Annotated in this window: 13 protein-coding genes, 2 tRNA genes and 1 pseudogene; 6 read left to right on the top strand and 10 right to left on the bottom strand. The window is 68.9% G+C overall.

Annotated elements, in window-relative coordinates; translation table 11 throughout:
- Positions 1 to 54: 54 nt before the first annotated feature.
- From L1785_RS20995 to L1785_RS20980, 4 genes are all read right to left on the bottom strand, one after another.
- Positions 55 to 1,005 carry a sporulation protein gene (locus L1785_RS20995; protein WP_236087399.1) on the bottom strand — a complete coding sequence of 317 codons (951 nt, stop codon included), beginning with the start codon at positions 1,003 to 1,005 and terminating at the stop codon, positions 55 to 57.
- Positions 1,006 to 1,111: 106 nt separating this feature from the next.
- Positions 1,112 to 2,059 (bottom strand): NADP-dependent oxidoreductase, encoded by a 948-nt coding sequence (locus tag L1785_RS20990; RefSeq protein WP_236087398.1) that lies wholly within the window; start codon positions 2,057 to 2,059, stop codon positions 1,112 to 1,114.
- Positions 2,056 to 2,775: a RibD family protein gene (locus L1785_RS20985; RefSeq protein WP_236087397.1), complete on the bottom strand. Its 720-nt coding sequence runs from the start codon at positions 2,773 to 2,775 to the stop codon at positions 2,056 to 2,058. Before L1785_RS20985 ends, L1785_RS20990 begins: the two co-directional genes overlap by 4 nt.
- A 29-nt stretch (positions 2,776 to 2,804) precedes the next feature.
- Complete coding sequence (locus tag L1785_RS20980) at positions 2,805 to 3,446, bottom strand: GTP cyclohydrolase II (protein ID WP_236087396.1); 642 nt, start codon at positions 3,444 to 3,446, stop codon at positions 2,805 to 2,807.
- A gap of 94 nt (positions 3,447 to 3,540) precedes the next feature.
- Between L1785_RS20980 and L1785_RS20975 the strand changes: the two genes are divergently transcribed.
- Positions 3,541 to 4,047 (top strand): MarR family winged helix-turn-helix transcriptional regulator, encoded by a 507-nt coding sequence (locus L1785_RS20975; protein WP_236087395.1) that lies wholly within the window; start codon positions 3,541 to 3,543, stop codon positions 4,045 to 4,047.
- 45 nt (positions 4,048 to 4,092) lie between these two features.
- On the opposite strand, the gene L1785_RS20970 is transcribed toward L1785_RS20975, so the two are convergent.
- From L1785_RS20970 to L1785_RS20960, 3 genes are all read right to left on the bottom strand, one after another.
- Positions 4,093 to 4,557 (bottom strand): MarR family winged helix-turn-helix transcriptional regulator, encoded by a 465-nt coding sequence (locus L1785_RS20970; RefSeq protein WP_236087394.1) that lies wholly within the window; start codon positions 4,555 to 4,557, stop codon positions 4,093 to 4,095.
- Positions 4,558 to 4,674: 117 nt separating this feature from the next.
- The gene (gene cuyB, locus L1785_RS20965; protein WP_236087393.1) at positions 4,675 to 5,493 is read right to left on the bottom strand and encodes a cysteate racemase; all 819 of its coding nucleotides are present in this window, start codon (positions 5,491 to 5,493) and stop codon (positions 4,675 to 4,677) included.
- Positions 5,480 to 6,730 (bottom strand): carboxylate--amine ligase, encoded by a 1,251-nt coding sequence (locus tag L1785_RS20960; RefSeq protein WP_236087392.1) that lies wholly within the window; start codon positions 6,728 to 6,730, stop codon positions 5,480 to 5,482. The genes cuyB and L1785_RS20960 overlap by 14 nt, the downstream gene beginning before the upstream one ends.
- A gap of 478 nt (positions 6,731 to 7,208) precedes the next feature.
- Here L1785_RS20960 and L1785_RS20955 point away from each other — a divergent pair, with 478 nt between their 5' ends.
- Together L1785_RS20955 and L1785_RS20950 are read left to right on the top strand one after the other, a co-directional pair.
- Positions 7,209 to 8,720 (top strand): non-reducing end alpha-L-arabinofuranosidase family hydrolase, encoded by a 1,512-nt coding sequence (locus L1785_RS20955; protein ID WP_236087391.1) that lies wholly within the window; start codon positions 7,209 to 7,211, stop codon positions 8,718 to 8,720.
- A gap of 285 nt (positions 8,721 to 9,005) precedes the next feature.
- Positions 9,006 to 10,106 (top strand): RICIN domain-containing protein, encoded by a 1,101-nt coding sequence (locus tag L1785_RS20950; RefSeq protein WP_236087390.1) that lies wholly within the window; start codon positions 9,006 to 9,008, stop codon positions 10,104 to 10,106.
- 196 nt (positions 10,107 to 10,302) lie between these two features.
- Here the strand turns inward: L1785_RS20950 and L1785_RS20945 are convergent, their stop codons facing one another.
- Both L1785_RS20945 and L1785_RS20940 read right to left on the bottom strand, forming a co-directional pair.
- The gene (locus L1785_RS20945) at positions 10,303 to 10,704 is read right to left on the bottom strand and encodes a ricin-type beta-trefoil lectin domain protein (protein WP_236087389.1); all 402 of its coding nucleotides are present in this window, start codon (positions 10,702 to 10,704) and stop codon (positions 10,303 to 10,305) included.
- Positions 10,705 to 10,708: 4 nt separating this feature from the next.
- On the bottom strand, positions 10,709 to 11,422 hold the full coding sequence (locus tag L1785_RS20940; RefSeq protein ID WP_236087388.1) for a GH12 family glycosyl hydrolase domain-containing protein: 714 nt from the start codon (positions 11,420 to 11,422) through the stop codon (positions 10,709 to 10,711).
- Between the two features lie 338 nt (positions 11,423 to 11,760).
- Between L1785_RS20940 and L1785_RS20935 the strand changes: the two genes are divergently transcribed.
- Both L1785_RS20935 and L1785_RS23435 read left to right on the top strand, forming a co-directional pair.
- Entirely contained in the window at positions 11,761 to 12,240 is a 480-nt protein-coding gene (locus tag L1785_RS20935) for a hypothetical protein (RefSeq protein WP_268914720.1), read from the top strand.
- Between the two features lie 285 nt (positions 12,241 to 12,525).
- Positions 12,526 to 12,660: pseudogene (locus L1785_RS23435) on the top strand (beta-galactosidase); the annotation flags it as partial.
- Positions 12,661 to 12,798: 138 nt separating this feature from the next.
- Here L1785_RS23435 and L1785_RS20930 read toward each other — a convergent pair.
- Positions 12,799 to 12,869, bottom strand: a tRNA-Gly gene (locus L1785_RS20930).
- Positions 12,870 to 13,048: 179 nt separating this feature from the next.
- Between L1785_RS20930 and L1785_RS20925 the strand changes: the two genes are divergently transcribed.
- Positions 13,049 to 13,122 (top strand) — tRNA-Pro (locus tag L1785_RS20925).
- Positions 13,123 to 13,212 lie beyond the last annotated feature (90 nt).

Here is a 13,212-nt window from a genome sequence, read left to right as displayed (position 1 = left end):
ACCACGGCGCCGGGCTCCCTCGCTGACGAGGGAGCCCGGCGCCGCCGTCGGCCACTACTCCTCGGCGAAGTCGCCCCCGAAGAGGTCCCCGACCTCGTCGAACATCTCGCCGAGGACCATGCCGCCGACGACGCCCGCGGCCACTCCGCCGACCACGCCGCCGAGGCCGACGCCACCCCCGTGTCCGCCGTGACCGTGACCCTTCAGACCGCGGTGACCCGCGTGACCGCCGAACATGGACCGCCGCTCGGCCAGCTGCCCCACCCAGCCCTCCACCTCGTGGACCCAGTCGCGCCGCTCGTCCAGGCCGACCGTGATCCGCAGCACGGAATCCTGGCCGCCGCCGAAGTACCCGCCGCGCTTGTCGGCCTCGAGGATCACGTCCATGCTGTGCGGCCCGGCGACGAAGGTCAGCTCGACCTCGTTGATCTGCCTCGCGTACTGCGCCGGCGGCATCAGCTCGATCTCCTGGAAGAACGGCAGCTGCTGCGCGACCCCGTGCAGGCGCCCGTACTCGAGGTCGGCCGAGCGGAAGCCGAACCCGAGCCGCCAGAACGCGTCGAGGATCGCCTCCTGGATCGGCAGCGGTGCCACCCGCAGCGGGTCCAGGTCGCCCTTGTCGACCGCCTGCGCGATCGCGAGCTCCGTGCGCAGGCCCAGCCCGACGCCGATCGGCCGGCCATCCAGCTCGTTGAGCGGAGTCTCCGGGTGCAGCGGGAACGAGAACGGCACCGTCCGCTCCTCGTCGGCGCCCAACCGGAAGCCCCCGGCCACGGTGATGCGCCCGAACGTCACGGTGCCGCGGCTCTCACCGCCGCCGTGCTCGGCCTCGACGCGGGCCTCCAGCTCGAGGGTGACGTGCTGGACCTCGACGTCGGAGGCGCCGCCCTTCAGGCGCACCTCGCCGTTCACCGTCCCGCCGGGGCGCACGGCGACCGGCTCCAGCACGGTGTCCACCATGGGCCCGCCCACGCCGAGCGCACCGAGCAGCTTCTTGAAAACCATCGACGTTTCCACTCCCAACAGTCGTCCTGACATGCTCCGGCTACGGAACGTGCCGAATGCGCGGATCGTTCCGGCGGGAGTCGAACCGGCCGCACCGGCGGACCTGTCAAGGGACGATGACGGTCTTCCCGGTGGAGTGGCCCGTGCGGGCCTTGGCGATGGTGGCGGGTGCCTCGTGGAGCGGGACCTCGGCGTCGATGCGGACGCGCAGCTCTCCGGAGGCGGCGAGCTCGGCGAGCGCGGACAGCGTCTCGGCGGTGGGGCTGTTGCCGAGGTTGACGCCGAGGATGTCGCGGGCGGCCAGGGCGCCGGGATCGGTGGCGAAGTTTGTGCTGACCAGGGTGGCGCCGGCGCGGAGCAGGCCGGCCATGGGGCTCGTGTCGCCGCCGGTCGGGGTGACGAGGTCGAGGACGGCGTCGATGCCCTCGGGGTGGGCAGCGGCCACCTGCTCGTGAGTGGGAGCCACGGTGAAGTCGATGACTGCGTGGGCACCGAGGTCGCGGAGGTGGTCGGCCAGGTCCGGGGTTCCGGTGGCGAGAACGCGGGCGCCTGCCCGGGCCGCGAACTGGATGGCGGACTGCCCGACGCCGCCGCTGGCGCCGTTGATCAGGAAGGTGTGCCCCTCCTCGAGGCGCGCGGCCTCGACGGCCTGGTAGGCGGTCACGCTGGCCGTGGGGAGTGCGGCGGCGAGGGTGAAGGGCACGCTCTCGGGGATGCGGGCGATCTTGCCGTCCTGGTCGGCGAGCGTGTACTCCGCGTAGGAGCCATGGCCCTGCGGCAGGCTCATGAACTGCCCGTAGACACGGTCGCCCGGGCGGAAGCGGGTCACGCCCGGCCCCGTCTCCACGACCACGCCCGCCCCGTCCGAGCCCATGACCAGGGGGAAGGCGTGCGGTACGGCGTCCCTGAGGGCGCCGTCGGCGACCTTCCAGTCGAAGGGGTTCACGCCGGCGGCGTGGATGCGCACGAGGAGCTCGCCGGGGCCGGGCTTGGGCATGGGCAGGTCGGTGAGCAGCGGGTGGGTCCCGAAATCGGTGACGACGACGGCCTTCATCTCGATGTCCTTCGTGGCTGGTCGGTTGTTGTGCGGTGAGCGGGTTCGGCGAGGTAGCGGCTGTACACCAGGTCGCCGATGGGACGGGTCTCGGCCAGCCGGAGGGGCCGTGCGGGACCGTGGGGGAAGGGGCCGGGGCCGACGAAGCGGGGGGCCCTGGCATCGCCGATGAAGAACGGGGCGGTCACCAGGTGCAGCTCGTCGACGAGCCCTTGGGCGAGGAACTGGGTGTGGATGCTTCCGCCGCCCTCGACGAGGAGCCGCCGGATCCCGCGCGCCTCGAGGTCGGCCAGGACGGCGGCGAGCTCCAGCGGGCTTCCGGCGTCGACGACGGTCGCGGCCGAACCGAGACGGCGGCGGCTCTTGGCCGCGCCCGCGCGGTCGGAGTAGACGAGCCGGTCGGTGCCGTCCCCGGCGAAGAAGGCGGCGTCGGGGTCGATGTCTCCGGTGGCCGTCAGCACGACTCGGACAGGAGACTCCGACCGCCCCTCGGTACGGCGTTCGGCACGCAGGCGCGCCGAGCGCACACGCAGGCGGGGGTTGTCCGAGCGGAGCGTCCCGGCGCCGATGAGGATGGCATCGGCCCAGGCGCGCAGCGAGTCGACGCGCTCCCAGTCCTCGTCGTTCGAAAGGATGAGGCGCTGCTCGTCGGTGTCGTCGATGTAGCCGTCGATCGACATCGCACTGGAGAGCAGCACGCGTGGACGAGTAGCCATGAGGATCTCCGGCCTGTCCGTCCCGACGGTCAGCCGACCAGGGACGCCACAGGCGCGAGGTCGATGGTGTGGTGGGTGTGCTGGACCTTGGCGTGCAGGTAGCGCAGGTTGCTGGGGTTGGTGTGCACGCCGGTGGGGACGCTCCGGGACACCGACAGGCCGAGCGCCCGCAGCTGCTGCGCCTTGTCTGGGTTGTTGGTGAGCAGGTCCAGCTCGGCGATGCCGAGAGCGCTGAGCATCTGGGCGGCGGCGGTGTAGTCGCGGGCGTCCTCCGGCAGGCCCAGGGCCAGGTTCGCCTCGTAGGTGTCCAGTCCCGCGTCCTGGAGGGCGTAGGCGTCGAGCTTGTTGTACAGGCCGATGCCGCGGCCCTCCTGGCGCAGGTAGAGCAGGACGCCGCCGGTTGCGGCGATGCGCTCGGTGGCCTCGCGCAGCTGAGGGCCGCAGTCGCAGCGGGCGGAGCCGAATACGTCACCGGTGAGGCACTCGGAGTGCAGACGCACCAGCGGGGTGGGCGTGGCCGTCGGGTCCCCGAGGACGAGGGCGACGTGCTCGGCGCCGTCGACCAGGCCGTGGAAGGTGATCGCCTCGGTCGCCACCTCGAAGCCGTCGGGGAAGCGCAGCGGGATGCGGACCCGGGTGCGCACGGCGGCGGCGGGGGTGCTGGTGGTCATGGCGTCTCCAGATCGCTTCCGTTAGTTAAAATTCGAACGACGGCGCTACGATACGATGGTCGTTCCAATTCGAACAACCAGACGGAGCTGTGGCGTGGGTCACACGAGATGGCTGAGTGACGACGAGATGCGGGCATGGCGGGCGTTCACCAACGCTCACGCGTTGCTGTACCGCCGGCTGGACCACGGGCTCAAGGAGGAGGTCGGCCTGTCCGGCCTGCAGTACGAGATCCTCGCCCGGCTCAGCGGGGCTCCGAGCCGGGAGATGCGGATGGCGGAGCTGGCCGGTGACCTGGTCAACTCCAAGAGCGGGCTGACCTATCAGGTCGCGCAGCTGGAGAAGGCGGGGCTCGTGCGTCGGCGCTCGTGCACGAGCGACGAGCGCGCCGTCTTCGCCGGAATCACCGATGAGGGCATGGCGCTGCTGGAGCGGGCAGCCCCCGGCCATGTCACCAGGGTCAAGGAGCTGCTCATCGACGTGCTCACGCCCGACCAGCTGCAGGCGCTCGCCGACGGGCTCGGGGAAGCCGGCCGCCGCATGGCCGACGGCGCCGGATGCTCTCGGCCTGACCGGGCGACCGAGGCCGAGCCATGTGAATGAGGGGCGCCGCCGTCGCAGCCGGCCGTGCGTCCCGGGGCGCCTCCGCTACATCTGGCGCTCGACGATCTTGCGCTGGATCTGGGCCAGGCACTCGGCCAGGAGGTCCAGCTGCTGGGGGGTGAGGGCGTCGATGACCAGCTCACGCACCAGGTTGACGTGGCCGGGTGCCGCTCGGCGCATCGCCTCCATGCCGAGCGGGGTGATGGCAGCGATCACCCCGCGGTCGTCGGTGGTACAGGCCGCGCGACTGACCAGGCCCTCCTTCTCCAGCTGCACGACCTGGTAGGTCAGGCCGCTCTTGGAGACCGCCATGGCCTCGGCGAGCGCCAGCATCCGCATCGACCCACCGGGTGCATCGGAGAGGCGGGCCAGGATGCCGTACTGCACGTGGGACAACCCGGCGTCGGCGCGCAGCTGCTGATCGAGCACCCGGTTGAGCAGCACCGTGCCGCTCACGAACGTGACCCACGCCTGCTGCTCGTGCTGGTTCAGCCACTCGACTTCGCTCACGAGTCCCAACCTACTGTCGGACCGGCATCCCCAGACCGGGTGTCGTCGCCGCGTCAGGGACGGAGTGCGTGGGGAGTCCCACCGCTGCATGGACGGTGGCGTCGTCCTCGAACATCGTCAGGGGCCCGGGGGTCGTCGCCGCATCGGCGAGTGCTGTCCGTCCGCGCGCAGCCTGCGTCCCGCGCGCAGCACCGTTGCCCGGGCCAGCTCGTCGAGGGCGTCCACGAGCACGACGTCGGGCAGGAGGCCCGGAGGGGTCGCCGCCGCCGCGACCGACAGCTCGGTGCACCCCAGTACGATCGCGCCCGCCCCACGGAGGCGCAGGTTGGCGACGACGCCCTCCAGCGCGGTCAGGTCACTGCCACGGCCCGCCTTCACGCCGTCGTAGATCAGGGACGTCACGGTCGCCTGACCGACGACGTCCGGAACCAGGGCCTTGATGCCGCGCGCGCTGAAGGCGTCCACATAGACGCCCGACTCGATCGTCCCCTCCGTCGCGAGGAGGCCGACGGCCTCCGGCCGCGACCCGCTGAGGCAACCGGTCCAGGCGTCGCTCGACAGCACCGCGGACACCGTCACGTCCACGGCGGACAGCAGCGGGATCGATGTCGCCCCGGCGATCGCGCCGGCGAACGCGTGTGCCGTGTTGCACGGCAGCACGAGGAAGGCGGCCCCCGCCCCGGCGAGTCGCCGCGCGTCGGCAGCAAGCACAGGCCCCGGATCGTCGACGGAGCGCCCCAGCACGAACGCTGTCCGGTCCGGGACGGTCGCGTGCTGCAGACCCATGTCGACGTGGTCCTGGTCGCGTGCCGCGTCGGTCAACCGGACGACGCGTTCCATGAACAGGACCGTCGCGAGCGGCCCGACCCCGCCCAGCACGCCGACGAACGTTTCCGCGGCCCCGGCGCCGGGCGCGCCGACGTCAGGCAACCTCACGCTCCGCGGACGGGGCCTCAGGCTGCCCGGGCACCCCGCCCGCTTCCTGCAGCGGGTGGTACTGCGAGAACTTGCGCACCTGGTTCAGCTCAGCGAGACGTACCCAGGCGTCGCGGCGCGGCGACGGGTCCCGCCTGTACTTCAGCGGGTGCACGACGCGGGCGCGGCGCACGGCGGCGCGTACCGACTCGTCGTGCACGTACCTGTCCAGGAGGAAGCCCGGGACGATCCGGTACAGCACCTCCAGCGGCTCCGTGGCGTGCGGCCAGTGCCCGGTGAGATGGTCCGCCATCCAGTAGGCAGCGGGGTTCAGCCCGCTCGCGGTCAGGTAGTAGTTGGACCGCCCCGTGCGCGGGTTCAGCTCGAAGAAGTGCCCGACGCCGGTACGCGGGTCCACCTTCACGTCGAAGTTCGCGAACCCGGTCCAGCCCAGGTGCTCCACGAGCCGGCGGGCGTCTGCCTCGACCTGCGGAAGCCCGCCGGTGAGGATCGCCGCCGGGTTTCCCAGCGTCCCGGGCGTGCGCTCCTCGAGCAGCACGCGACCGCCCCACGCCATGCGCACCGCGCCCGTGAGATCTGAGTACGTGGTCATGATCCGCATCTGCGAGTCGTCGCCGGGCACGTACTCCTGGAGGATCATCGGCCGTCGGTAGCCCGCTTCCCCGGCCGCCTTCAGGAGCGCGGCCAGCTCGGCGCGATCCCGCACCAGGTGCACCTTCGCCTTGCCGCGGAACGACACCTGGTGCCACGCCGTGTTGTCACCGGGCTTGGCGATCACCGGATAGCGCAGGTCAAGGTCGCCGACGGGCTCCCCGCCGTCGCGAACCTCCGTGCGCGGGTGTGGGACCCCGATCTCATGGCAGAGCTCGGAGAACCGCCGCTTGTCCATCACCCTGTCGAGCAGACCGACCGGCGGGTAGGGGACGACCGCCACGTCCTCCAGACGCGCGCGGTGCTCCGCGAGCGCCCGCACGTACCAGTCCACGCAGGTGAGCGCGATGACCGGGCCCGGGGCCGTCGCGGCGGCCCGGCGGATCAGCTCGACCATGACGGCGGGGTCGTCGAGGCGCGGTTCGACGACGTTCCGGATGATGTTGGAGTGCGCGACGGTGGGCGTCGGGCGGATGGACACGACGGTCGACCTGACGCCGTAGCCCTCGTGAAAGGCGCGAGCGAGGCTGTAGGCGCCGGCGTCGCCACCGAGGATGACCGGATGTACCGCTGCGTAGTTCCTCATGCCACGTCAGACGGGCGACGCGCGAGGAAGGTTGGGGCACAGAGCGGGTGAACTGGAAAATTCGGGCGCAAGATCTCGTCCGTGGCGGCGTCCGATGGTCTGGATGTTGAGGCCTTCGGCCAGGTTCAGGACGTAGGTTCCGGCTTGGGTTCGACCGATTCCGATGTGGTGCAGGCGTCCGGCATGGTGTTCTCAGCGGGACCCGCCCGGGCCCAAGAGTCCGTTGGGCCTGCCGGGGAACCGGCTGCAGCTGGTGGACATAGAACGTTTACTACTTGACGCAACGGCGTGTTAGCGCTCACAATCTGGTCAGCCGACGAAGCCTGACTTACCGGGCAATTTGCTTCGTCGGAGCGTTGATCGGCGTGGCCACGCCAACACGGGATTGTTAGCGCTAACACTTCGAAGCATGCGCCCGGGCATGCGTCGCAGTGCGCCCTCTTCGGGTGAACCGTTCGGCTCTTGATCAAGGAGGATCATGTCTGCCTTTGCTAGCTCTTCATCGATCGCGCCGCCGTCGCGGCGACGTCGGTGGTTGATGCGGGTCGTCGCCGCTGGAGTGGCGGCGGTGATGGCCGGTGGCGGCATCGTCGCGGCCACCGGCCCGGCCTCAGCTGCCACGGTCGACACGACCGCCTGGTACGTGCTGCTGAACCGCAACAGTGGCAAGGCCCTGGACGTCAGCGGCGTGTCCACCGCCGACGGGGCCCGGCTCCACCAGTGGACCCGCACGAACGGCACCAACCAGCAGTTCCAGTTCGTGGACGCCGGCGGCGGCTACTACAAGCTGCGCGCGCGGCACTCCGGCAAGGTGGTCGACGTGTCCAGCTGGTCGACCGCCGACGGTGCCGCCATCCACCAGTGGACCGACACCGGCGGCGCCAACCAGCAGTTCCGGCTGGCCGACTCCGACAGCGGCTACGTGCGCCTGATCAACCGCAACAGCAACAAGGCGGTCGAGGTCCAGAACGCGGCGACCAACGACGGCGCCAACGTCGTGCAGTACAGCGACTGGGGCGGCAGCAACCAGCAGTGGCAGCTCGTCCGGGTCGACGGCGGGAGCGGCACGTGCACTCTTCCGTCGACGTACAACTGGACATCGACCGGCCCGCTGGCACAACCGCAGAACGGGTCGGTCGCGCTCAAGGACTTCACCGCAGTCCGCCACAACGGCCAGTACCTCGTCTACGGGTCGACTCACGACAACGTAGCCCCTCCGGGCGGCAGCTGGGGCTCGATGGCCTTCAGCCCCTTCACGAACTGGTCCGACATGGCCTCGGCCGGCCAGACCCAGATGACGAGCTTCAATGCTGTTGCGCCGACGCTTCTCTACTTCGCCCCGAAGAACACCTGGGTGCTCGCCTACCAGTGGGGTTGGCCATACACCTTCTCCTACCGCACCTCGAGCGACCCCACCAACCCCAACGGCTGGGGCCCGCACCAGGAACTCTTCACAGGGACCCTTCCCGTCGGGGCTCCCATCGACCAGACCCTCATCGCTGACGACCGGAACATGTACATGTTCTTCGCCGACGACGAAGGCAACATCTACCGGTCCAGCATGCCCCTCGGGAACTTCCCGGGCAGCTTTGGCTCGAGCTACACCAAGATCATGACCGACACGAAGGCAAACCTGTTCGAGGCGGTTGAGGTCTACAAGGTCCAGGGTCAGAACCAGTACCTCATGATCGTCGAGGCCATGGGGAACAACGGTCGCTACTTCCGCTCGTTCACGGCCACCAGCCTCGACGGCACGTGGACCCCGCAGGCCGCCACCGAGAGCAACCCCTTCGCAGGGAAGGCCAACAGTGGCGCCACCTGGACCAACGACATCAGCCACGGCGATCTGGTTCGCACCAACCCCGACCAGACCAAGACCATCGACCCCTGCAACCTGCAGTTCCTCTACCAGGGGCGCGACCCCAGCTCTGACGGTATGGACTACGGCCGCCTGCCCTATCGGCCGGGTCTGCTGACTCTGCAGCGCTAGTGGCGTGACGCAGGTCTGGTGTACCTGACGTTCGCCGGCAACAGCTCATGCCGAATCGGCTGAGCGATGTCACAGGTTGCTGCGATCAGGATCGCGTGGGGATGTAGCGGGCGGGCTCGGTGCAAGGCCGAGCCCGCCCCGCAGATCCGGCGGCAGGGACGCTGAGCGAGCTTGACGGCGGCTAGTCGGGGAATGCACAGGTCGGGACAGTCGACGCCGACCCGGACCGGCGCCGGCTGGCAACGCCCACAACGAAAATATTCCTACGCATGCCAGGAGTAAGTGATGCGAACAAGAGCAAGGTGGCTCGGGCCGATCGCGGCGCTTGGTGTCGTGGTGGCCATGGCGATGACGCCGATCGGTCCCGCGAGTGCGGAGTCCAACGGCGGGGTACGTGTCATGCCGCTGGGTGACTCCATCACCGAGGGCACACAGACGCCGGGCGGATACCGGATCGGCCTGTGGCAGCGCCTGGCCAACGCCGGGTACACCACGGACTTCGTCGGGTCGCAGTTCAACGGGCCCGCGAGTCTCGGCGACCACGATCACGAAGGCCACCCCGGCTGGCGTATCGACCAGATCGACGCAAACATCGTCGGCTGGCTGAACACCTACCAGCCGCGCACCGTGCTGCTGCACATCGGCACCAACGACATCCTGCAGGACTTCAACGTCTCCAGCGCCCCGAACCGGCTGTCCGCACTGATCGACCGCATCACCACGACGGCGCCGAACGCCGAGGTGTTCGTCGCGCAGATCACTCCGCTCGGTTGGAGCGAGGGGGATGCCGCGGTCAACAGCTACAACGCCGCGATCCCCGGCATCGTCCAGAGCAAGATGAACGCCGGCAAGAACGTGCACCTGGTCGACATGCACGGCGCCCTGACCACCGCCGACCTGACCGACGGCGTCCACCCGACCGCCGCCGGATACGACAAGATGGCCGCGGTCTGGTACGACGCACTGCGATCAGTACCCGGCAGCGTTGGCTCCGCGGGCACCACCGAGATCGTGGGTGTCCAGTCCGGTCGCTGCCTCGAGGTCACCGGGCTCGGCACCGCCAACGGTACCGGCGTGCAGCTGTGGGACTGCTGGGGTGGCTCCAACCAGCGGTGGACCTACACCGCCGGCAAGCAGCTCATGGTGTACGGCAACAAATGCCTGGATGCCTACGGGCACGGCACCAGCAACGGTACCCAGGTGGTCATCTGGGACTGCAGCGGACAAGCCAACCAGCAGTGGAACGTCAACGCCGACGGCACCATCACCGGGGTGGAGTCCGGCCTGTGCCTGGACGCCTCGGGCTGGGGCACCAGCAACGGCACGAAGGTCACTCTCTGGACCTGCGGCGGCGGACAGGTCAACCAGCAGTGGACCAGACGGTAACTCCGGCGTGGCGGCCCGCGGGTAGTTGAACACGCGGGCCGCAAGCGGGGCGAGGTGTCGGCACCAGTGCCTTGAGTCAGGAGTTCTGTTCAGATGTAGGTCCGCACGGAGGCCGTTCCTTCAGGCTCGCGGGGCGCCGACGCCGGGCGGCTGAGTCGCTGACCCAGGCTGCCCGGCGTCGGTCTTCGTGGACGGGTCAGAACCGTGTCCACTTCTGGTTGTTCGCGGCGCTGCAGGTCCAGAGGATGAGCACGCTGTTGTTACCGGTGGCGGCCTGGCGTACGTCGAGGCACTTGCCGGACTGGACGCCCTTGATGGTGCCGTCGGGCTGGAACGTCCACTGCTGGTTCGTCCCGGACCCGCAGGCCCACCAGATGACCCGGGTACCGTTGGCGGTGCCGTTGCTCTCCGCGTCGAGGCACTTCCCGCCGGTGCTGATCCGGTTGGTCCCGGTGACGGAGAAGACCAGGGAGTACCTGAACCTCCACTCACGTCGGTCGCTCCCACGCCCCTGTCGGGCGCGCCCCGGCGTGCCCGACGACGTCGGTGGCCTGATCGACCGGCTCGCGGGACTCAACGCCAGTGACAACACCTTCATGGCCTTACTGGATGTCGACCCAGTAGTTGTTGGTGTCGACGCGACCGTTGCCGTGGAAGATCTCGGTGCCGGCTTGGATGCTGGAGAGGTACTTGTCGCCGCTGAGCCATCCGCGCCAGATCAGGTGGCCGGTGAAGTCGCGCAGGTTGAGGTTGACCGAGGTGGTGTTGGAGGTGCGGATGAACGAGTAGACGTTCCAGCCGACGCCGTTGCCGGCGTCGATCCAGCCTCGGTACAGGTCCCAGGAGGCGCCGCCGATGGTGACGGTCGCCTGGTAGCTCCCGGCCGGTCCTGCCCCGCCGTCACGGTAGGGCCAGATCATGATCTCGTCGGTGGGGTTGTTCGACGAGCCGGGGTTGGACATCGGGTGCAGCCACAGGTCGTAGGCGACGTTCATCGTCCCGGCCTGGTTCACCGTGTAGTTCCACGTGGTCGGGATGGAGCGGTAGTCGCCGACGCGCACCGGAAGCTCGGTGCCCGGCCGCTGCCAGCCCCAGTGCCACCCCAGGACGACGCTGGAGTAGCTCTTGACCGAGTTCGTCTGGCCGCTCCAGTTCCAGGTGGTTCCCCACCCGATGGTGTCGCCGGACTGCCAGGAGTCCCACGAGCACTGCCAGCCCGAACCCGAGCCCGCACCCCAGAGGTTGTTGTTCACGTAGTACTTGCCCATCGCGACCGTGCCGCCCGACGAGCAGGTCGAGGCCGCCTGCGCGGGCACGACCCCGACCAGCGTCGAAGCCAGAGCGGCACTGATTGCGACGGCCGCGCCCCTGACAAGACGTCTGATGAATGAGATTCGCTTCGTTGCGAGCATTCATGTCTCCCTTCATCGAGCCCTTGGTCCGTTTGTGCGACCGGAACATCGATGTTTGCTGGGTCATGTGTCCAAACTAGGATGCATCTACACATATCACCTGTCAATAGGTCAGATGAATCCGAGGAAGTGCGGGTACCGCATACCTTCGCCGATGAGGGGCCCCGCAAGCGGTCTTCGGGGAGCGCCCTCCCTAGCGGTTCTCGAGCAGTACCTTCACGTCCCACGGCGGGACCACCACGCTGCAGGCCGGCAAGGACTACTCGCTGGACGGCACCACGTTGACGATCAAGGCGAAGTTCATCAAGCGCATCCTCGGCGACCGGGAGATCGGCACCAGCGGTCAGCTCAAGATCTACTTCTCCGACGGCATGCCCTGGAAGCTCAACTTCATCAACTCCGAGGACGTCGTCATCGAGGACGCCACCGGAACCAACGCGGGGCTGACGATCCCGACCGCGTTCAACGGCGACCGGCTGTCCATGATGGAGTCGGTCTACGCCGACGGCACCGCGGCCGGCTCCATCGACTGGACCACGTTCCTGGGGTTCTGGGAGGACTTCCGGCCTGACTACGAGAGCGGGACCATCCTGCTGACCAAGCTGTACCTGGACTGCCTCAAGGACGGCGAGCCGGTCTTCCTGACGTTCCACTTCTGGAGCGGCCAGACGATCGAGTACACCGTGACCCGCGACGGCACCGCCGTCACCGGCACCGCCTGACATGCGGACACCTTCGGGGGCGGCGTGGACGCGCCGCCCCCGAAGGCGTGGCTCCCTTGTCGCCTCCCCGAGCAGCCCGTCGACGTCGAGGAACTGCGAGTCAATTTGAGCACTCATGCGCCAGAACCCGGAAACGGATCCGACCGAGGACTTCTCGTCGGCGCCAACTACCACCCGCACGATTCCGGTCCTTCAACCTGGCGTCGCGACGTCGCGATGATGCGGGAGGCCGGCACCCAGATCGTGCGACTGGGCCATCTCGCCTGAGACACCTTTGAACCGACGGACGGCAAATTCCGGTTCGAGTGGTTCGACGAGGTCATGGACCTCATGTACGACTACGGCATACGCGTCATCCTCGACATCGCAGTGCGACCTTGCCGCTCTGGCTGTACCGCAAGTGCCCCTCGATCGGCGTGACCGACGCGAACCAGGTCGCCGGCCAGTTGTGCGCGATAGGCATCGAGAACTGACGGGCGTACGCGGAGCACCCAGAGCCTCCGGAACGCGGGGAGCGCAGGTCAGAAACTGCTTCTGACCTGCGCTCTCGCGGGGGAGAGCGGGCGACGGGAATCGAACCCGCGTAGCTAGTTTGGAAGACTAGGGCTCTACCATTGAGCTACGCCCGCACGGTGCCCGGCGACGTCCCGCGCGCCCCCGGGGACGGATCGCCCTGGGTACGCCACCGGTCGTCGGACCGCGGGCCTCACCCTAGCAAACCCCACCCGGTGGAACGTACTCCGAGGCGTGCCAGCACTGCCCGGGGCACTACACTGGCGCGGTGCGTACGGGCAGGTCGCCCATGCCGCGGGCTGTGGCGCAGGTTGGTAGCGCGTCCGCTTTGGGAGCGGAAGGTCGCAGGTTCGAATCCTGTCAGCCCGACTCGCCGGCCGCGGAAACTCAACGTTTCCGCGGCCTTTGGAGTCTGAGGCCTTGTAGAACCGCTCAGGACCTGTCCACACACCCGGTCCA

Origin of the sequence: Antribacter soli, assembly GCF_021568775.1 — a bacterium.
Taxonomy (GTDB): Bacteria; Actinomycetota; Actinomycetes; order Actinomycetales; family Cellulomonadaceae; genus Antribacter; species Antribacter soli.
Note: the sequence above shows the minus strand (reverse complement) of the source record. Positions and strands in the feature narration are given on the sequence as shown.